Raw genomic sequence first — 18,595 nt, 5'->3', positions numbered from 1 at the left:
GGTCAGACGTCGCGGACGCGGGTCGCCGTCAGCGCCGGGACCCAGACGGCGAGGAGCCACCCGGCGCTGGCGAGCAGCGCGGACGTCGTGCTGATCTGCTCCACGCCGGAGCCCTCGCTCGGGACGCTGGACAGCGCCAGCCCGAGGTTCGAGAGCAGGTAGGGGCTGACGTCGATGATCCACTGGGCCTGCAGCAGACCGCCCGCGATGCTCGCGAGCAGCGGCAGCACGAAGAGCACGCCGACCGAGAGGCCGATGGCGGCCGCCGTGCTGCGCAGCAGCGCCGCCACGGCGACCGAGAACGCCCCGATGACCGCCAGGAAGAGGCCGCCGCCGAGCAGGCTGCCGAGCACGCCGTCGTCGAGCAGCGACGTGGGCGTGCCCTTCGCCGCGAGCATCCCGGCGATGACGGCGAACGAGCCGACGCAGGTGAGGACGCCCACCACGAAGGACGCGACGGCCACGACGACCCCGCGGGCGAGGAGCGACGGGACCCGGCGCGGCACGGCGGTGTAGGTCGAGCGGATCATCCCGGTGGAGTACTCGCCGCCGAGCGACAGCGACCCGAGGACGGCGATCACCAGGCCGACGAACTGCAGGTGCAGGGTCGCGCCGCCCGCGACGAACGCGGAGACGGAGCCCTCCTTCGGCGGTGTGACGACGGCGCCGAGGGCCAGGGCCAGAGCGAGCGCGAGGAGCACCGAGACGACGATCGACCACCAGGTCGAGCGGACGGTGACGAGCTTGAGCAGCTCGGAGAGGACGACCCCGTCGAGGCGGAGCCTCACCCCGCTCGGAGCGTCGCGGACGGGGCTCGGGGCGGTCGCGGTCATCGGGAGGCTCCTTCGAGGGGCTGGGATCCGTGGGGACGGGCGGCGGTGTACTCGACGGCGTCGGCCGTCATCGCGACGTAGGCCTCCTCGAGCGAGCGGGTCAGCGCGGTGAGCGCGTGCAGCACCGCTCCGGCCTCGTGGGCGAGCGCGCCGATCACCGGCGCCTCGAGCCCCTCGATCTCGAGCCCGCCGCCGGTGACGGCGACCGCGGCGCCGCGGGCGGCGAGGAGCGCGGCGAGCCGCACCGAGTCCGGGCTCTCGACGCGCACGCGCGGCCGCGCCTCGGCGAGGAAGTCGTCCAGCGGGGCGTCGGCGAGGATCCGGCCCCGGCCGAGGACGATGATGTGGTCGGCGGTCTGCGCCATCTCGCTCATCAGGTGCGAGGAGAGCAGCACGCAGCAGCCCTCCGCCGCCTTCGCGCGGACGAAGTCGCGGACCCAGCGGACGCCCTCCGGGTCGAGGCCGTTCACCGGCTCGTCGAGCAGGAGGGTCCGCGGGTCGCCGAGCAGCGCGGTCGCGATGCCCACCCGCTGGCCCATGCCGAGCGAGAAGCCGCCGACGCGCTTGCGCGCGACGCTGCCGAGGCCGACGACCTCGATGACCTCCTCCACCCGGGAGCGCGGGATGCGGTGGGTCGCGGCGATCACGCGCAGGTGGTCGCGGAGGGTCCGGCCGCGGTGCGTCGCCTTCGCGTCGAGCAGGGCGCCGACCTCGGCGAGCGGCGCGGCGTGCTCGCGATAGGGCCGGCCGTTGACCAGCACCGAGCCGGCGGAGGGCCGGTCGAGACCGACGATCATCCGCATCGTCGTCGACTTGCCGGCGCCGTTGGGTCCGAGGAACCCGGTCACCCTCCCCGGCGCCACGGTGAAGTCGATCCCGTCGACCGCGGTCTTCGCTCCGTACCTCTTGGTCAGGCCTCGTGCCTCGATCATGCGCTCCCCTTCTCGCAGCGCTGCGCCTCGAGCCCGCGGGACGCGGGCGAGGTCGGACAGCAGCGGCCAGCCTAGGAAGCGCCCGCGGAGCCCGCTCGGGGCTGTCGCGGGACGTCCGTCGACCGCAGACGACTCGACCGGGACGACTCGACCCGGGACGGCCCGGATCGGGGAGGGCCCGGCTCAGCCGCGCTTCTGCAGGGCGGCCAGGCGGTCGTTGTACGCGGTGAGCTCGGCCTCGCCGGTGCGGTCGGCCTGGCGGTCGAGACGCTTGGAGTCGCGCGCGTCCGAGCGGCTCCACATCACCGCGACGATGATCGCGAGGGCGAGCGTGGGGATCTCGCCGATGCTCCAGGCGATGCCGCCGGCCGCCTGCTGGTCGTCGAGGGCGTTCGTGCCCCAGCCCATCGCGCCGTACCAGTCGGCGAGCAGGAGGCCCTCCCCCGTCATCAGCGCCAGGCCGAAGAAGGCGTGGAACGCCATCGTGCCCAGCAGCAGCAGCAGGCGCATCGGGTAGGGCACGCGGTGCACGCTCGGGTCGACGCCGATCAGGACGCTCACGAAGAGGTAGCCGGTGATCAGGAAGTGGACGATCATCCACTCGTGGCCGATGTGGTCGGTCGTCGCCCAGCGGAAGAGCGGCGAGTAGTAGAAGCCCCAGAGCGAGCCGACGAACAGCAGCGCCGCGACGATCGGGTGCGAGACCGCGGTGGCGAAGCGCGAGTGCACGGCGAGCAGGACCCACTCCCGGCCGCCGCGGGAGCCGTCGGTGCGCCGCGCCGCGGCACGCGCGATCAGCGTCACCGGCGCGGCCGGGACCAGCAGCACCGGCACCGCCATGGTCAGGACCATGTGCGCGAGCATGTGCGCGCTGAACAGGTACTTCTCGTAGGCGTTGACGCCGCCGTTCGTGATGTACGCCAGCAGCAGCATGCCCGCGATCCAGAGCACGGTGCGGTGCACGGGCCAGCGGTCGCCGCGGCGGTGCAGGCGCACGACGCCGGCGACGTAGAACGCGATGCCGAAGCCGCAGACCAGCAGCCAGACGAGGTCGACGTTCCAGAGGGTGAGGAAGTTCAGGGCGGTCGGCGCGGGCGGGAGCGGCTCGCCGGTGAGCAGCTCCGCGGGGGTCGGGTTCGTCAGCTCGGTGGCGGCGACCTGGTCGACCGGCGTCGCCGTGCGCGCGAGGGCCGCCGCGACTCCGGAGGCGATGCCCATGAAGGCGATCTCCGCGGCGACGAGCCACCAGAAGCTGCGGCCGCCCGCTCCGCCGGCGCTGCGCATGCGAGCGATCAGGAAGCGGCGCTGGGCGAGGCCGAAGACGCCGAGCGCGGTCAGCGCCGCGACCTTGACGAGCACCAGCACGCCGTAGCCGGTGAGCAGGTTGCCGAGCGTCGCCAGCCGCAGCTCGGCGCTGATGTAGCCCGAGGCGGCGACCACGACGAAGCTGACGAGGGCGAGGCTGGAGTAGCGGCCGAGCACGGGCAGCAGGCGCGCGCCGCCGAGCAGCGGCCGCAGCGCGACGATCGTGAGCAGGCCGCCCAGCCAGATCGCGGCGAAGACCAGGTGCAGACCGAGGGCGGTGACCGCGGCGTCGTGGCCGCTCGCTCCGGCCGCGTGGCCCTGCTGCGCCATCGGCAGCAGCGTCAGGAGCGCGACGGCGGTGACGAAGACGAGCGCGGTCTGGTTGCGCACCGCGAAGCAGAGCACGGTGACGACGGCGGCGAGGAGGGTGGTGATCAGCCAGGCCTGGCCGACCGGGATGCTGCCGATGAAGTAGCTGAGCTTGGTGCCGAAGTCGCGGTCGAGGCTCAGCGGAGTCTGGGTGACGTTGAGGAAGGTGAAGAAGCCGGTCAGCGCGGAGGCGGCGGCGAAGAACGCGGCGCTCGCGGCGGCGACGTCGAGCGCGATCGTGTACTCGGTGCGCGGCTCCGCCTCGGCGGGGGCGCCGGTGCGCTTCGCGATCGCGCGGGGGCTGAGCGCGAACAGCGTCAGGACGAGCGAGCCGATCATGCCGGCGGCGCCGAGGTTGACCGCGAGCTTGGCGACCGGGAGGCCGAAGCGGACGACGGGCCCCGGGTCGTTCAGGAGCGGTGCGGCCGAACCGCCGCCGAACGCGAGCGCCGCCAGGAGCGCGACGAGAGCGGCGGCCACGAGCAGGAGCGCCGGGCCCGCGATCCGGACGGTTCGATTCACCCGGCAAGCCTACGTTCTCGCGGCTGGGGGGCGGCAGGACGACGAAGACCCCGGCGGAGGGCCGGGGTCTTCGTGCGGAACTGCTGCGCCGTGACGACGCGGGCCGTGACTACTTGGCGGCGGCCTTGAGCTTGGTGCCGGCCGAGACCTTGACCGAGTGGCCGGCGGCGATCTGGATGGTCTCGCCGGTCTGCGGGTTGCGGCCGGTGCGCGCGGCGCGGGACGTGCGCTCGACGGCGATCCAGCCGGGGATGGTGACCTTCACGTCGTTGGAGACGGAGTCGGCGAGGGTCGAGAAGAGCGAGTCGAGGACGCCGTTGACGGCGGCCTGGCTCTGGCCGGAGTCGGCGGCGATCTTCGCGACGAGCTCGGTGCGGTTGAGCGACTTGTCAGCCATTGGAGTGTCCTCCCAGGACGTTCGCGCTGTTGAGAACAGCTGGTGGTTGTGTGTCGTCCAACGGCCGGGGACGGACCCCGTCGACCGGTCGGACCGTCCGTAACCTACCAGCCCGATCCCGGATCGGCGGCGATTCGCGCGACGGAATCCCCGGAAACACGCCGATCGGCAGCCCGCGGAGCCGTCGGGAGCGGCTGGGAGGCGATGTCAGGGGCCGTCGCTACACTCGCCGACGGCGCGCACCCGAGCCCGCCGGGAGAGGCGGCCGCAGTGGCGGAGACGACGACGGACGGCTGGATCTCGACGGCGATCTGGTGGCAGATCCACCCGCTGGCGTTCCTCGGCGCCGAGGCGACCTCGGCGGACGGGCCGCAGCCCGGGGACGAGCCGCAGCACCGCCTGCGCCGGATCCTGCCCTGGCTCGACGACCTGCTCTCGCTGGGCTGCAACGGCCTGCTGCTCGGGCCGGTCTTCGCCTCGATGACGCACGGCTACGACACCGTCGACCACTTCCGGGTCGATCCGCGCCTGGGCGACGAGCGCGACCTCGACGAGCTGATCGCGGCCTGCCGCGAGCGCGGGATCCGCCTGGTCTTCGACGGCGTCTTCAACCACGTCGGCCGCGAGCACCCGTGGTGGCGCGAGGCCGTCGCGGCGGGCGAGGGCTCCCCCGCTGCTGCACGCTTCCGGCGGACGGGCGCGGCGCGCGACGTCGACGGCCTGCCGGTCGACGTCTTCGAGGGGCACGAGGCGCTCGTCGAGCTCGACACCGCGAACCCCGAGGTCGCCGCGCAGGTCTCCGCCGTGATGAGCCACTGGCTCGAGCGCGGGATCGACGGCTGGCGGCTCGACGCCGCCTACGCGGTGGACCCCTCCTCCTGGCGCGCCGCGATCGACCCGGTGCGCGAGCGCTTCCCCGAGGCGTGGTTCGTCGGCGAGGTCATCCACGGCGACTACGCCGGTTACGTGCGGGAGTCGGGGCTCGACTCCGTCACGCAGTACGAGCTCTGGAAGTCGGTGCGCAGCTCGATCGAGGAGGGCAACCTCTTCGAGCTCGACTGGACGCTGCAGCGGCACGCGGAGTTCCTGGAGACGTTCGTGCCGCTGACCTTCGTCGGCAACCACGACGTGACCCGGCTCGCCAGCGCGATCAGCGACCCGCGCCACCACGGGCACGCCGTCGCGATCCTCGGCTTCGTCGGCGGCGTGCCGAGCATCTACTCGGGCGACGAGCGCGGGCTCGAGGGCGTCAAGGAGGAGCGCGCGGGCGGCGACGACGCGATCCGGCCGGAGTTCCCGGCGGACCCGGCCGAGTGGCCGCGGAACGACGCCTACCGCGTGCACCAGAAGGTCATCGCCTTCCGCCGCCGGCACCCGTGGCTGGTCGCCGCGCGAACCAGGAGCGTCGACCTGTCGAACACCGCCGTGCTGCTGGTGGCCGAGGGTCCGGCCGGCGAGAGCGCCCGGCTCGCGCTCAACCTCGGCGACGAGGCGGCGGGCGTCGGCGGCGTGCGGGTCGAGGCGCACTCCTGGCTGCTGCTCGACTGACGCCGCGATCGGACACGCCGTGATCTACGCTCGGGGCAGCGGCGGGAGCGCACGGCCCCCATCCGGGACGACGCTGCCGCGAGGAGACGGACGAGGAGCGACGATGCCCCAGGGGTCGGAATCACAGCAGGAGCAGGCGCGGCGGATCGAGCACGAGCCGGAGGCCGGCGTCGAGCGGACGGGACTGGAGGCGGCGCTGGCCGCTCCGGTCGACGAGCTCACCGATCCCGGGCCGGGCGAGCGCAGCGGGCTCTCGAGCCGGATCGCCGAGGATCTGCTCGACGGCGTCTCGGAGATGATCGGCGGTGACGCGGACCTCGCACCGGGACGCGCCGTCGAGATCGACGACCCGGCGCGCGCGGTCGGCGACGACCCGGCGCACCCGATCCACGGGACGCTGCGCCAGGAGTTCGAGTCGCGCTGATCGGCGGGTCTCGATACGCCCCTGCGGGGCTACTCGACCAGCAGGCGACTCATGCTGATCGAGTAGCCCGCGGAGCGGGCGTATCGAGATCCACCAACGTCGAAAGACGAGTCTGCAGACCCGCCCATGCTGGCGACGGCGGGTCTCGATACGCCCCTGCGGGGCTACTCGACCAGCATGGAGGGCGAGGCGCCGAGCGACTCCGTGAGGAAGTGCAGGAGCTCGCGCAGCAGCGCCTCCTTGGAGTCGGCGCGGCGGTACTCGTGGCCCTCGCCGTCCAGCTGGAGGTAGCGGACCGGGCGGCCGAGCTCCTCGAGCGCCGCGACGATCTGCCGGGCCTCGCCGATCGGGACGTTGGTGTCGAGCTCGCCGTGCGCGACGAGCAGCGGGACGTCGATGGCGTCGGCCGCGTTCAGCGGCGACAGCTCCTCGAGCAGCTCCGCGTCGTGCTCGGGGTGGCCGTACTTGGTCATGGCGGCGGAGGCGATCCACGGCTCGGTGTCGCGGTAGAAGGTCTGCAGGTGCGACATCCCGCAGATGTCGACGCCGGCGGCGAAGACGCCGGGCGAGAAGGCGAGCGACGCGAGGGTCAGGTAGCCGCCGTAGGAGCGGCCGGTGACGGCGATCCGCGCCGGGTCGGCGATCCCGGCGTCGACGAGGTGCTCGGCGGCCGCGAGGACGTCGTCGAAGGCGCCGCGGCGCTTCTCCACGTCGTCGGCGTGGACGAAGTCGCGGCCGAAGCCCGAGGAGCCGCGCACGTTCGGGGCGAAGACGGTGATCCCCGCGGCGGCGACCGCCTGGTGCTGGGCGGAGAAGGTGGGCCGCTCCTGCGACTCCGGGCCGCCGTGCAGGCTGAGCATCGCCGCGCCCGGCCCCGTCGCCCCGGGCGCGCGGTAGAGCCAGCCGGAGAGCGCGAGGCCGTCGCGGCCCGTGAAGCGCTCGAGCGTCGGCACGATCAGCGGCGGTGCGTCGAGCGCCGGCACCCCGGTGATCCGGGACCACTCGTGGGTCGCCGTGTCCAGCCGCCACAGCTCGCGCGGGCGCTCCGGGCCCTCCACGCCCAGGATCACCGCGCCGCCGTCGCGGGACAGCACCGGCGTCGTCGCCACCAGTCCCGGGAGCCCGGCGACCGGGACTCGGGCGCCGGTGGTGGTGTCCAGCAGCTCGATCTCGCTCGAGCCCGCGACGTTCCAGACCAGCATCAGCATCCGGCCGGCGTCGTCGGCGTCCAGGCCCTCGAGCTCGGCGTCGTCGCGGGCGGCGAGGCGGCGGATCCGGCCGCGCCAGCCGTCCGGACCGAGGGGCATCGCGACGAGCTGGCGCCGCGGCAGGTCGACGTCGGTCGCGAGGTAGGCGACCATCGGGCTCTCGGTGTCGTACAGCGGCGACGGGCGCAGCAGCGCGACGTCCGTGGATCCGGTGCCGGAGTCGGGCAGGAGCGCGTGGTTCTCGTTGGTCAGCCGGTCGACGACCACGCAGTACTGCTGGCCGCGCTGGCCGTCGCGGACCACGACGAGGCGCTCCTCCACCGAGAGGTCGAGCACCGAGATGAGGTCGCCGTCGACGAGCGGCTTCCGCTCGCCCGTCACCGGGTCGACCAGGAAGGAGCGGGTCGGCTGCTCCGGCTCGGCCGACGGGATCGTGACGACGACGTGGTGGCCGCTGCGCGTCCACGGGCCGAGCTCGGCGTGGGCGTCGCGGGAGCCGGCGATGCGGCGGGCGTCCGAGCCGTCGGGGCGGACCACCCAGACCTGGCTGCGCACCCCGCCGTCGGTCGCGACGAGGCAGGCCAGCCAAGCGGAGTCGGCGGACCAGGAGACCTCGAGCACCGGATCCTCGGTGAGGGCGATGCGGCGCGCCTCGCTCGGCTCGGCTCCGACGACGACGTCCTGCACCCAGACCTCCGGCGACCCGCCGCGGTCACTGAGGAAGGCGACGCGGGCGGCGTCCGGGGTCATCGTCGGACCCCAGCTGCCCCAGGCGTGCACGAGCCCGAGCGCGAGCTCCTCGGCGGCGGCCACGCGGTCGGCCTGCGGCGAAACGATGAGAGGAGGCGTCATGCCTCCATCCTCCGGCACCGCTCAGCCGACGCCGTGCTCCTGGAGCCACATCTCGAGCAGGGCGAGCTGCCAGAGCTCGTTCGAGCCCAGGCGGGTGCGGGTCGCGTTCGGGTCGGCCAGCAGCGCGTCGACTGTCGCGGGATCGAAGACGCCGCGGCGCCGGGCGGCCGGGTCGGTCAGCGCCGCCCGCACCCGTTCCAGGTAGGGCCCCTCCAGCTGACGGATCGCCGGCACCGGGAACGAGCCCTTGGTGCGGTCGATCACCTCGTCCGGGACGATGCCGCGGACGGCCCGCTTGAGGATCCCCTTGCCGCCGTCGGCGAGCTTGAGCTCCGGCGGGATCGTGCCGACGAGCTCGACGAACTCGTGGTCGAGGAACGGCACGCGCGCCTCCAGGCCCCAGGCCATGGTCATGTTGTCGACGCGCTTCACCGGGTCGTCGACGAGCATGACCGCGGTGTCGTTGCGCAGCGCGGCGTCCACCGCCGTGTCGGCGCCGGTGCGGGCGAAGCGCTCGGCGAGGAAGGCGGTCGCGGCATCGGGGTCCCCGCGCCAGGCGGGGGCCAGCAGCGCCTGCAGCGCGGAGAAGGGGCGGTCGACGAAGACGTCCGCGTAGGCCTCGACGGCGCGCTCGCGCGGCACCCGCGCCAGGGGCGGGTACCAGTCGTAGCCGCCGAGCACCTCGTCGGCGCCCTGACCGGACTGCACGACCTTCACGTGCTGCGAGACGTCCTCGCTGAGCAGGTGGAAGGCGACGGCGTCGTGGGAGACCATCGGCTCGCTCATCGCGCCGACCGCCGCGTCGATCCCGGGCAGCAGCCGCGCGGAGTCGATCGGCAGGCGGTGGTGGTCCGTGCCGAAGCGCTCCGCGACCAGGCTCGAGTACTCGAACTCGTCGCCGGACTCGCCGCCCGCCGCGTCGAAGCCGATCGAGAAGGTCTGCAGCCCGGTCTGGCCGGCCTCGGCGAGCAGCGCGACGATCAGGCTGGAGTCGATGCCGCCGGAGAGCAGCACGCCGACCGGCACGTCCGCGACCATGCGGCGCGAGACGGCGGTGCGGAACGACGCGAGCAGCGCCTCCTGCCAGTCGCGCTCGGTCCAGTCGGCGCGGTCGGGATCGCGGGCGAAGACCGGCTCCCAGTAGACGCGCTCGCGGCTCGTGCCGTCGGGCTCGATCACGCGGACGGTCGCCGGCGGCAGCTTGGTGACGCCGGCGAGGATCGTGCGCGGCGCGGGTACCACCGAGTGGAAGCTCAGGTAGAGCATCAGCGCGGTGCGGTCGATCGAGGTGTCCACGCCGCCGGCCGCGAGCAGGGACTGGACGGTCGAGGCGAAGCGGATCCGCTCGCGGGTCTCGTCGAGGTAGAGCGGCTTGATGCCCAGGCGGTCGCGCGCCAGCACCACGCGGCCGGACTCGCGCTCGACGATCGCGAAGGCGAACATGCCGAGCAGGTGGTCGACGCAGTCCTCGCCCCACTGGGCGTAGGCCTTGCCGATCACCTCGGTGTCGGAGTGCGAGAAGAAGCGGTGCCCCTTCCCCTCCAGCTCGGCGCGCAGCTCCCGGTGGTTGTAGATGCAGCCGTTGAAGACGATCGTCAGGCCGAGCGCGGCGTCGACCATCGGCTGGGCGCCGGCCGCGGAGAGGTCGATGATCGCCAGCCGCCGGTGCCCGAGCGCCACGCGGCCCGCCGCCCAGAGGCCGTCGCCGTCCGGGCCGCGGTGCACGAGGCAGCCGGTCATCCGGTCGACGGCGCCGATGTCGGCGCGCGCGCCGTCGAACCGGATCTCGCCCGCGATGCCGCACATCTCAGCCTCCGACGATCCAGGTGTCCTTCGCGCCGCCGCCGCGCGAGGAGTTGACGATCATGCTGCCCTCGGCCGCCACGCGGGTGAGCGCGAGGTCGGCGAGGCGGACGTCGCCGGGCCCGGTGCCGGTGACGAAGACGAAGGCGCGGAGGTCGATGTGCCGCGGCTGCAGGTCGGTGCCGGAGAAGGCGGGCAGCGAGGAGAGCCGGACCACCTCCTGAGCGACCCAGGCGCCCGGATCCGCCGCGATCTCGGCGCGCCGCTCGGCGACCCGCGCCGCCGGAGCCGACGGGCCGATCATCACGCCGCGGCCGCCGTAGCCGTCGACCGGCTTGGTGACCAGCTCGCCGACCCGCTCGAGCACGATCCGGCGCTCGGCCTCGTCCTCGGGGCGGTAGGTCGGCACGGACTCGAGCAGCGGGCGCTCGTCGAGGTAGTAGCCGATCAGCTCGGGGACCGCGCAGTAGAGGGCCTTGTCGTCCGCGACGCCGTTGCCGGGCGCGTTCGCCAGGTACACGTCGCCGGCCGCCGCGACCTCGAGGATCTCCCGGCCGATCGTCCGGTCGCCGGCGACGAGGTCGGCCAGCTCGACGTCGAGCCGCAGGTAGAGCGCGTCGACGACCGTGCCGCCGGCCAGGACGCGGCCGCCCTCGACCGTGAGGTCGCCGGCCTCGAGCAGCAGGAGCCCGGCGCCCTCGGCGAGGCGGCGGTGCTCGAACCAGGCCGAGCTCGACGCTCCGCTGGAGAGCAGCCCGAGCACCGGGTCGGCGCGCTTCGTCCCGTGGGCCAGCGTCGCGCGCAGTCCGGCGAGCGCCGTCGACGCGTCGAGGAGGCCCGCGGGTCGCGGCAGATCGGGCAGCACGTCGTCGAGCAGCGCGCGGATGCCCAGGGCGTAGGCGAGGCCGCTGGGGTTCCGGAGGTTGTCCTCCAGCACCCGCCAGCCGCCGAACTCGTTGCGGACCAGGTCGAAGCCCATCACGGCGCCGCGGACGGTGCCGGCGGGCAGCCGCGCGGCGTCCTCGCTCCAGCCCGGCGCGCCGCGCAGATCGCGGACCACGCCGGCCCGCACCGCCCGGCCCTCGCCGTAGACGTCCTGCAGGAAGCACTCGAGGGCGCGGGCGCGCTGCTCGAGCCCGGCGGCGAGCTCGCTCCACTCGTGGGCCTGGAGCACGCGCGGGACGAGGTCGACCGGGAACGGACGGTCCTCCTCGCCGACGCGGAAGGTGAGCCCGGCCTGCTCGACGAGCCGGTCGCGCGACTCGTGCAGGGTCTCGAGCCGCTCGGGGCCGAGCCCGCGGAAGTGCTCGAGGATCGGCTGGTAGGCGCTCTTCGCGCGGCCGCCGGTCGCGACGGCCTCGTCGCCGGCGCGGACGCGGTAGGTGCGCAGGCTCGGGGCGGGCAGGATCGGGCCGCTCGCCGGGCCGTGCGTCTCGGCGACGACGGCGTCGACCACGGCGTCGAGCGTCCCGCGCTCGGCGAGGACGGCGCGCTGGCGGTCGGCCGAGTTGCCGCGCGCGATCAGCGCCTCAGCGAGGGCGCGCACCTGCTCCAGGTCGCCGAGCTCGTCCAGCGCGGGCTGGAGGCGCGCGATCAGGCTGCGCAGCGCTTCGGCGGCGGGGACGGGGCGGGGGTGCTCGGTGTGGTCGAGCAGCGGCCCCGAGAGACCGCCGCGGGCGGCCTGCCAGGTGGCGGCGCGCTGGATCGGCGGCGGCGTGTGCCGGAACGGGCGGCCCGCCTCGATGTCGAGCTCGGCGGTGCGGACGAGGCCGCGGAAGAGCCCGGCGATCAGCACCGCGTCGTCGACGATCGGCATCGCGTCGCAGACCCGCAGCTCCAGGGTCGGCGCGTGCGAGGAGGGGCGGACGTCGAAGTAGGCCATCTTCGAGTCGGCGATGACGCCGGTGGCGATCAGGTCGTCGAGGAGGCGGTCGTACTCGGCCGCGGACTCCAGCGGTCCGGTCGCGCCGGCGCTCGGCCAGCGCTGCCAGATGATCGTGCGGATGCTGGCGTAGCCGGTGTCCTGGCCGTTCCAGTAGGGGCTGCTCGCGCTGGCGGAGAGCAGCACCGGCAGGTCGCGGGCGATCCGCTGGGCGATCTGCACGGCGAGCTCGCGGTCGGAGACGCCGACGTGGATCTGGGTGCCGCAGATCAGCTGCTCGTCCACGAGCATCCGGTACTGCTCCTGCATGCGGCCGTAGCGGCCGGTGCTGGTGAGCTCGAAGTCGCCGTGCTCGGAGCGCGGCGCGGTGCCGACGGCCGCGATGCCGATGCCGTCGGGTGCCGCGGCGTCGATCACCGCGCGCCGGAGCGAGATCAGCTGCTCCCGGAGCCCGTCGAGCGAGTCGACCACCGCGGTGTTCGTCTCGACCGTGGTCCGCTGCAGCTCGGCCGAGAAGCTCTCCTTCGGCAGCCGGGCGAGCACCTGGGGGGCGTGGGGGGAGAGCTGCCTCGACTCGAGATCGATGAGGTGGAGCTCCTCCTCCGCACCGAGGGTCAGTTCTGCGCGCATGCGCTCACCGTACGACCCTCATGTTTCGGGCGGCTACCGGGTCGCCCGCGAGCGGCGCGGAGGACCGGGATCATGGAGGTCCCGCGTCGGACCGGCCGTGGCGCGACAGCCCTCGATCCGGCGGGCCCGCGACCATACAATCGTGAATAGGAGGTGGTGGCGCATGTCTGATCTGCACGTGATCCCCCCGAAGGAATGGCGCAGCGAGCTCGCTCGGGCGAGGACACGCCGCGACCACGGCAGTGACGAGTTTCTCGCGGCGGTCGCTCGGGTGGCCGATTCCGGCGTCTCGCAGACCGAGATCGCGGGTCAGCTCAGGGCGTCTCAGCCGCAGGTCTCCCGATGGGCGGCGAAGGGTCGCAGGATCCTCGGTCTCGTCGCGGAGGGCCGGATGCTCGGCCGCTCGCCGTACCACGTCGCCGAGCGCTACTCCCGCGGCGAGATCTCCCGCGAGCAGGTCGTCGAGGCGCTCACGACCTGGCAGTACGTGACGGCCGAGACGAGGACGGGCGGCCTCCACGAGGATCTCCTCAATGTCGTCGCCGGCTCGTTCGACGAGGTCCAGGCGGCGTCACTCGACGACCTGATCGACGAGGACGTCTACGCCGCTGCGCTCGACGCCCTGAGGGCGCAGACCGCGGCCCTCCGCCAGACCGACGGTGAGTAGCAGCAGCGTCACCGATCGGGTCGACGAGCACCGAGCGGTCCTCCTGGCCCTGACCACTGCGGGCGGAGCGATCGGCGCGGAGAGCCCTCACGCCTCCCAGCGGAATGCGGAGTGGTTCGACCAGGAGACCCGCCAGCCGCTCCCCGGCCGGGACACTGCGCAGAGGGAGATGATCCGGGCTCTCCGCGCGGGGGCTCCGGACGTGCGTCGCGATCGCGAGGCGGTCCTCCTGGCCGGCCCGCCCGGCGCGGGCAAGACGACGGCTCTGGACGAACTGCTGGCGAGCACCCGGACGACCGCGGCCGACTGGCGCATCCTCAACGCCGACGACGTCAAGGACCTCCTCCTCAGACGCGCCCTGGAGGACGGCAGCTACGAGTCCCACCTCACCCCTCCCGATCTCGCCGCGGTCGAGGCCGACGGCGGGAAGGTCTGGCCCCGCGAGCGTGCAGCCCTCGTGCACGAGGAGTCGTCGATGGTGATGAAGCGCGTACGCGACCAGTCCGTGCGACGGGGCGAGAACGTCGTCGTCGACGGGACGCTCGCGAACGCGGACGCCGGGAGGACCCTCGTCGAGCGTCTCGAGGGGCAGGGCTACCGCGTCCGCGTCGTCCTCGTCGACGGCCCGCGCGCTGTCACGGAGGCTCGAGTCGCGGACCGCTGGGCGCGGGGCTACCGGTGCGCCGTCGACGGGATCGCCGACCCGGGCGATCCGGACCTCCTCGTGCTCGGCGGTCGCTGGGTGCCCGCGCAGGTGACCGATGCGCTCTACCGCGACGGCGACGACAGCTCGATCTGCACGAGCTCGGCGCGAGTGATCGCGGAGAGCTCCGCGGCGGTGACGCAGCTCGACGTCTACCGGATCGGCCGGCCGAGCGGGACGCCCGAGCTCGTCGAACGGCGCATCGGCAAGCACGAGGACGGCCGCTGGATCGCCGTCGAGCGCTTCGGACCGGAGGAGCTCCGCTCCGAGAGGGGACGACGGGAGACGGAGCGACGGGAGATACCCTGACGCTCGCGACGTCAGCGGGCGGTGCGCGCGCGGATCTCGAGGTCGATCTGGGAGGCGTCGAGGGCGGCGAGCACCGAGGCGAGGACGTCGGCGTCGAAGGTGCCGTTGTCGCGGGCGTCGAGGAGGTCCGCGCGCTGGGCGGCGATCACGGCGAGCCGGTGCCACTGGGCCTGGAGGAACGCCTCGGTCCGCGGCGCGTCCGGGGCGGGCGGCGGCTCCTGGACGGCCTCGGCGCTGGTGCGCAGCAGGGCGAAGACGCGGGTGCGCTCCTCCTCGCGGGCCCTCTCCTCGGCCGCCTCGTCGACGTCCGGGGCGATGGCGCGCAGCAGCGGCCCGACCGTGCCGCCCTGCAGCAGCAGCGACAGCGCGGCCACCGCGAAGGCGATCAGCACGAGGACCGAGCGCTGCGGGGTGTCCTCGGGCAGGGTCTGCGCGGCGGCGACCGTGACGGCGCCGCGCATCCCGGCCCAGACCACGGCCGTGCCCTCGCGCCAGCCGAGCGGCGCGCGGACGAAGTACTCCATGTCGGCGAGCATCCGGGTCAGCCGGGTGCCGAAGCGCTCGAGATCGCGGGCGGTCGGCGACCGGCGCCCGCGGCTGATCCGCTTCAGGCTCTCCTCGCGGCCCTCCTCGGTGCCCATCTGCTCCTGCAGGCCCTCGACGCGCGGGCGCATCCGCTCGCGCAGCCGGCCGCGGCTCCTCAGAACGCCGAGCAGCGGGGCGACGTAGGCCGCCCGCACCAGGATCGTCAGCAGGAGCGCGCCCACCGCGATCAGCACGGCCGGGCCGACGCCGGCGTGGTCCTCCTCGACGCTCGTCACGATCGCCCGGACCTGCAGGCCCATCGTGAGGAACACCGTGCCCTCGAGCACCAGCTCGACCGTCCGCCAGTTCTGCGAGTCGGACAGGCGGTTCTGCGGCGAGAGCTCCCGCGGCGCGCGGATGCCCGTGACGACGCCGGCGACGACCGCCGCGACCAGTCCCGAGGCGCCGAGGAGCTCGGCCGGGACGGAGGCGAGGAAGGGCACGGTGAAGGACAGGATCGTGTTGACCGTCGGGTCCTGGACCCGGCGGCGCACGGCCAGGTTCAGCCAGCCGACGAGACCGCCGACGATCCCCGCGATCAGCACGGAGTAGCCGAACGAGCCGAGCGCGCCCCAGAAGGAGAAGCTCGCCGCGGCGGCCGCGATCGCGGTGCGCAGCAGCACCAGGGCCGTCGCGTCGTTGAGCAGGCTCTCGCCGTCGAGCATCGCGACGACCCGGCGCGAGACGGAGGTGCCCTTGACGATCGAGGTCGCCACCGCGTCCGTGGGGCTGACGATCGCGCCGAGCGCGACGCCCCAGGCGAAGCCGAGATCCGGCAGGACCAGCTGGAAGAACAGGCCGAGCACGAGCGAGGTGCCGACGACCAGCAGCACCGAGAGGCCGCTGATCGCACCGAACTCGCGGCGGAAGTTCATCGCCGGCATCGACACCGCGGACGAGTAGAGCAGCGGCGGGAGCACCCCGGCCAGGATCCACTCCGGCTCGATCTCGATCGGCCCGACGACGGGCAGGAAACTCGCGGCCACGCCGATCCCGACCAGCACGAGCGGCGAGGCGACGCCGAGGCGCGGGCCGACGACGGCGGCGCCGGCGATCACGACCAGCGCGAGGACCAGCACCACCAGGAGCGGGGTCACGCGTGCCCGGCGGCGTCGGAGGCGGGTCCGACCGCGCCGCGGCGGACGTCCTCGAAGAAGTCGGGGCGGAGCACCCGCCTCTCGATCTCGAACGCGCCGCTGCTCCAGCCGTCGCCGAGGGGGTGCTCGGGGTCCAGCAGCACGTGGCCCGGGGTGGCGCCACGACCGAGGGCGGCGGCGATCGACCGGTCGGGGTCGTAGAGCGCGTGCTCGACGAGCGGGGCGAACACCTCGTGGGCGGCGAAGTCGGCGGGGGCGCCGAGGAAGACGGGCATCAGCTCCTCGCCCTCGCGCAGGCCGTTCGGCCACCAGCGGAAGCGCTCGACCAGCTCGTGGCAGGAGATGCAGGACGGCGAGAAGAAGACGAGGTGCGTCGGCGGGTCCGCCCACTCGGCGAGGGCGATCGGCTCGCCGGCGGCGGTGAGGAAGGCGAGGTCGCCGAGGTCGCTCGGGGACACGGGTGCCGGCGCGGGCGTCGAGGCGGCGGGTGCTCGGGCGGCGAGCCGGTCGCGCACCGGGACGAGTGCGAGAGCGAGCAGCACGGCGAGCAGCGCCGGGACCCCGGGGACGAGCAGCTCCGCCGGTGCGCCGGCCCCGACGAGCCCGGCGAGCGCCAGCGCGAGCAGGACGGCGTTCCGCGCGACCGTGCGGCCGGTCATCCTGGCGTCGCCGAGGCCGCCGAAGCACTCGCACTCGACCGGCTCCGGGGCGCGGACCGCCCGGATCGCGACAACGAGGAAGACGACGTCGACCGCGACCGCGCCGAGCAGCGCGCCGCGGTGCAGCGGCGACGGGGCGAGCAGGATCGCCAGGCCGAGCGCGATCTCGACGACGGGGAAGGCGCGGGCGAAGAGCGGGCCCGCGGAGAGCCGGGCGGGCAGACCGAGCGCGGCGAGGCTCGCGCGGAACCGCTCCGTCCGCCCGAGCTTCAGCACGCCGCTGACGACGAGGACGGCACCGGCGGCGGCGCCGGCGACCGCGAGCAGGACCTCGAGCGCTGACGCGAGCATCCGTGTCCCTCCCCGCACCCGACGGTGCCCCCGCAGAGCACGCTACCGGGCGGAGGGCGCCGTCAGGAGTCGGGGCCGATCAGGAGCCGGGGCGGATCAGGAGTCGAAGCCCAGCCCGAGCGCGTCGAGGGTCCGCAGCAGCGGGTTCCGCCGGCCGCCGTCGTGGTCGGCGCGGTCGAGCGACCAGCGCGTGGCCTGGATGCCGGCGGTCGCGAACGGCTCGGGCGGGAACGGCAGCGGGCGCTTGCGGACCATCTCCAGCTCGGTCCGCTCGGTCGGCTCGCCGGCCAGGAGGTCGAGGAGCACGTCGGCCGCGAAGGCGGTCGTCCCGACGCCGAGGCCGGTGTAGCCCGCGGCGTAGGCGACGCGACCGGCGAGCGCGGTGCCGTAGAAGGCGGCGAAGCGGGTGCTGGTGTCGATCACCCCGGCCCAGCGATGGCTGAAGCGGAGGCCCTCGAGCTGCGGGAAGGTGGTCAGGAAGTGCGCGGCGAGGGCGCGGTCGGTCTCCGGGCGGTCCTCGTAGGCCGAGCGGATCCGGCCGCCCGGGTGGTAGACGGCGTCGTAGCCGCCCCAGAGGATGCGGTCGTCGGCGGTGCGGCGGTAGTAGTGGAACTGGTTGGCGACGTCGCTGAGGCCCTCGCGGCCGGTCCAGCCGATCGAGGCCAGCTGGGCGGCGTCGAGCGGCTCGGTCATCAGCACGTGGTCGTAGACCGGCACGGTCATCAGCCGGGTGCGCGCGAGCAGCGAGGGGAAGGCGCTGGTGCCGAGGATCGCCTGATCCGCCGTCACGGAGCCGCCCGCGGTGCGGACGACCACGCCGGCGCCGTCGCGCTCGAGGCCGAGCACGCGGCTGTCCTCGTGGATCTCGACGCCGAGCTCCTCGGCGACCCGCGCGAGCTCGCGGACGAGCTTGCCGGGGTGCACCAGGGCGCACTGCTCGGCGGGCGCGGCCAGGCCGGCCAGGAAGGTCGGCGAGTCGACCAGGGCGCGGACCTCGGCGGTGTCGAGGAAGCGGCCGCCAGCGACGCCGTCGCCGTCCGCGAGCGGGCCGACCTGGTACTCCTCCACCGCCACGGCGAGCGAGCCGGTGCGCTCGAAGTCGCAGTCCATGCCGTAGCGGGCGACGGTCGCCTCGATGTCGTCGAGGTTCCGCACGCCCAGCTCCTCGAGGCGGGCGGCCTCGGCGGGCCAGCGTGCGAGGCCGTTCTCGCGGCCGTGCGTGAGGCTCGACTCGACGAAGCCGCCGTTGCGACCGGAGGCGGCCCAGCCGAGCGAGCGGGCCTCGAGCAGCACCACGCGGCGGCTCGGGTCGCGCTCCTTCGCGCGCAGGGCGCTCCACAGGCCGGTGTAGCCGCCGCCGACGACCACCAGGTCGGCGCGGACGGCGCCGGCGAGGGCCGGGCGCCGGGCATCGGGGTCCTCGAGCCAGAACACCCCGCGCCGCGTGCCGGCCAGGGCGGCGTCGACGACGGTGGGATCGGGGGCGGATCGTTCGAAAACCGTGCTCGTGAGGGCCATA

At 74.2% G+C, this 18,595-nt stretch carries 14 protein-coding genes; 4 read left to right on the top strand and 10 right to left on the bottom strand.

Features of this window, described 5'->3' with window-relative positions:
* Nucleotides 1-2 precede the first annotated feature (2 nt).
* The 4 genes from C1I64_RS19460 to C1I64_RS19445 form a co-directional block, all read right to left on the bottom strand.
* Nucleotides 3-833, bottom strand: coding sequence for an ABC-2 transporter permease (locus C1I64_RS19460; RefSeq protein ID WP_127888366.1), 831 nt, complete (start codon nt 831-833; stop codon nt 3-5).
* Nucleotides 830-1,765: an ABC transporter ATP-binding protein gene (locus tag C1I64_RS19455; RefSeq protein WP_127888365.1), complete on the bottom strand. Its 936-nt coding sequence runs from the start codon at nt 1,763-1,765 to the stop codon at nt 830-832. Before C1I64_RS19455 ends, C1I64_RS19460 begins: the two co-directional genes overlap by 4 nt.
* A gap of 183 nt (nt 1,766-1,948) precedes the next feature.
* Nucleotides 1,949-3,961 (bottom strand): bifunctional copper resistance protein CopD/cytochrome c oxidase assembly protein, encoded by a 2,013-nt coding sequence (locus tag C1I64_RS19450; RefSeq protein WP_208645170.1) that lies wholly within the window; start codon nt 3,959-3,961, stop codon nt 1,949-1,951.
* Nucleotides 3,962-4,070: 109 nt separating this feature from the next.
* Nucleotides 4,071-4,358, bottom strand: coding sequence for an HU family DNA-binding protein (locus C1I64_RS19445; RefSeq protein WP_055786347.1), 288 nt, complete (start codon nt 4,356-4,358; stop codon nt 4,071-4,073).
* Between the two features lie 270 nt (nt 4,359-4,628).
* Between C1I64_RS19445 and C1I64_RS19440 the strand changes: the two genes are divergently transcribed.
* Both C1I64_RS19440 and C1I64_RS19435 read left to right on the top strand, forming a co-directional pair.
* Nucleotides 4,629-5,906, top strand: a complete 1,278-nt coding sequence (locus C1I64_RS19440) for an alpha-amylase family glycosyl hydrolase (RefSeq protein ID WP_244209540.1) — start codon at nt 4,629-4,631, stop codon at nt 5,904-5,906.
* Between the two features lie 103 nt (nt 5,907-6,009).
* On the top strand, nt 6,010-6,330 hold the full coding sequence (locus C1I64_RS19435; protein ID WP_123444841.1) for a hypothetical protein: 321 nt from the start codon (nt 6,010-6,012) through the stop codon (nt 6,328-6,330).
* A gap of 164 nt (nt 6,331-6,494) precedes the next feature.
* Here the strand turns inward: C1I64_RS19435 and C1I64_RS19430 are convergent, their stop codons facing one another.
* The 3 genes from C1I64_RS19430 to C1I64_RS19420 are packed head-to-tail and all read right to left on the bottom strand — an operon-like array spanning nt 6,495 to nt 12,705.
* A complete protein-coding gene (locus C1I64_RS19430) occupies nt 6,495-8,390 on the bottom strand; it encodes a S9 family peptidase (protein ID WP_127888363.1) in 1,896 nt (631 codons plus the stop codon).
* 21 nt (nt 8,391-8,411) lie between these two features.
* On the bottom strand, nt 8,412-10,196 hold the full coding sequence (locus C1I64_RS19425; protein WP_127888362.1) for an N-acetylglutaminylglutamine amidotransferase: 1,785 nt from the start codon (nt 10,194-10,196) through the stop codon (nt 8,412-8,414).
* Nucleotide 10,197: 1 nt separating this feature from the next.
* Nucleotides 10,198-12,705, bottom strand: a complete 2,508-nt coding sequence (locus C1I64_RS19420) for a glutamate--cysteine ligase (RefSeq protein WP_127888361.1) — start codon at nt 12,703-12,705, stop codon at nt 10,198-10,200.
* 163 nt (nt 12,706-12,868) lie between these two features.
* Between C1I64_RS19420 and C1I64_RS19415 the strand changes: the two genes are divergently transcribed.
* A complete protein-coding gene (locus C1I64_RS19415) occupies nt 12,869-13,372 on the top strand; it encodes a hypothetical protein (protein WP_127888360.1) in 504 nt (167 codons plus the stop codon).
* 202 nt (nt 13,373-13,574) lie between these two features.
* On the top strand, nt 13,575-14,384 hold the full coding sequence (locus tag C1I64_RS19410; RefSeq protein WP_164874605.1) for a zeta toxin family protein: 810 nt from the start codon (nt 13,575-13,577) through the stop codon (nt 14,382-14,384).
* A gap of 11 nt (nt 14,385-14,395) precedes the next feature.
* Here C1I64_RS19410 and C1I64_RS19405 read toward each other — a convergent pair whose 3' ends face one another.
* The 3 genes from C1I64_RS19405 to C1I64_RS19395 all read right to left on the bottom strand — a co-directional run bounded on the left by C1I64_RS19405 (nt 14,396) and on the right by C1I64_RS19395 (nt 18,594).
* On the bottom strand, nt 14,396-16,066 hold the full coding sequence (locus C1I64_RS19405; protein ID WP_127888358.1) for a cation:proton antiporter: 1,671 nt from the start codon (nt 16,064-16,066) through the stop codon (nt 14,396-14,398).
* Complete coding sequence (locus C1I64_RS19400; protein ID WP_127888357.1) at nt 16,063-17,076, bottom strand: TlpA family protein disulfide reductase; 1,014 nt, start codon at nt 17,074-17,076, stop codon at nt 16,063-16,065. The genes C1I64_RS19405 and C1I64_RS19400 overlap by 4 nt, the downstream gene beginning before the upstream one ends.
* A 96-nt stretch (nt 17,077-17,172) precedes the next feature.
* Entirely contained in the window at nt 17,173-18,594 is a 1,422-nt protein-coding gene (locus tag C1I64_RS19395) for an NAD(P)/FAD-dependent oxidoreductase (RefSeq protein ID WP_127888356.1), read from the bottom strand.
* Between the last annotated feature and the right edge of the window lies 1 nt (nt 18,595).

Origin of the sequence: Rathayibacter festucae DSM 15932, from assembly GCF_004011135.1 — a bacterium.
Classification (GTDB): Bacteria; Actinomycetota; Actinomycetes; order Actinomycetales; family Microbacteriaceae; genus Rathayibacter; species Rathayibacter festucae.
The sequence above is the reverse complement of the archived record's forward strand: the minus strand, read 5'-3'. Positions and strand labels throughout refer to the sequence as shown.

Bases quoted from the DNA above. Each gene is read 5' to 3' on its own strand.
- C1I64_RS19430 (WP_127888363.1), bottom strand. From the start codon at position 8,390: ATGACGCCTCCTCTCATCGTTTCGCCGCAGGCCGACCGCGTGGCCGCC.
- C1I64_RS19420 (WP_127888361.1), bottom strand. From the start codon at position 12,705: ATGCGCGCAGAACTGACCCTCGGTGCGGAGGAGGAGCTCCACCTCATC.
- C1I64_RS19455 (WP_127888365.1), bottom strand. From the start codon at position 1,765: ATGATCGAGGCACGAGGCCTGACCAAGAGGTACGGAGCGAAGACCGCG.
- C1I64_RS19435 (WP_123444841.1), top strand. From the start codon at position 6,010: ATGCCCCAGGGGTCGGAATCACAGCAGGAGCAGGCGCGGCGGATCGAG.
- C1I64_RS19395 (WP_127888356.1), bottom strand. From the start codon at position 18,594: ATGGCCCTCACGAGCACGGTTTTCGAACGATCCGCCCCCGATCCCACC.
- C1I64_RS19400 (WP_127888357.1), bottom strand. From the start codon at position 17,076: ATGCTCGCGTCAGCGCTCGAGGTCCTGCTCGCGGTCGCCGGCGCCGCC.
- C1I64_RS19460 (WP_127888366.1), bottom strand. From the start codon at position 833: ATGACCGCGACCGCCCCGAGCCCCGTCCGCGACGCTCCGAGCGGGGTG.
- C1I64_RS19415 (WP_127888360.1), top strand. From the start codon at position 12,869: ATGTCTGATCTGCACGTGATCCCCCCGAAGGAATGGCGCAGCGAGCTC.
- C1I64_RS19445 (WP_055786347.1), bottom strand. From the start codon at position 4,358: ATGGCTGACAAGTCGCTCAACCGCACCGAGCTCGTCGCGAAGATCGCC.
- C1I64_RS19425 (WP_127888362.1), bottom strand. From the start codon at position 10,196: ATGTGCGGCATCGCGGGCGAGATCCGGTTCGACGGCGCGCGCGCCGAC.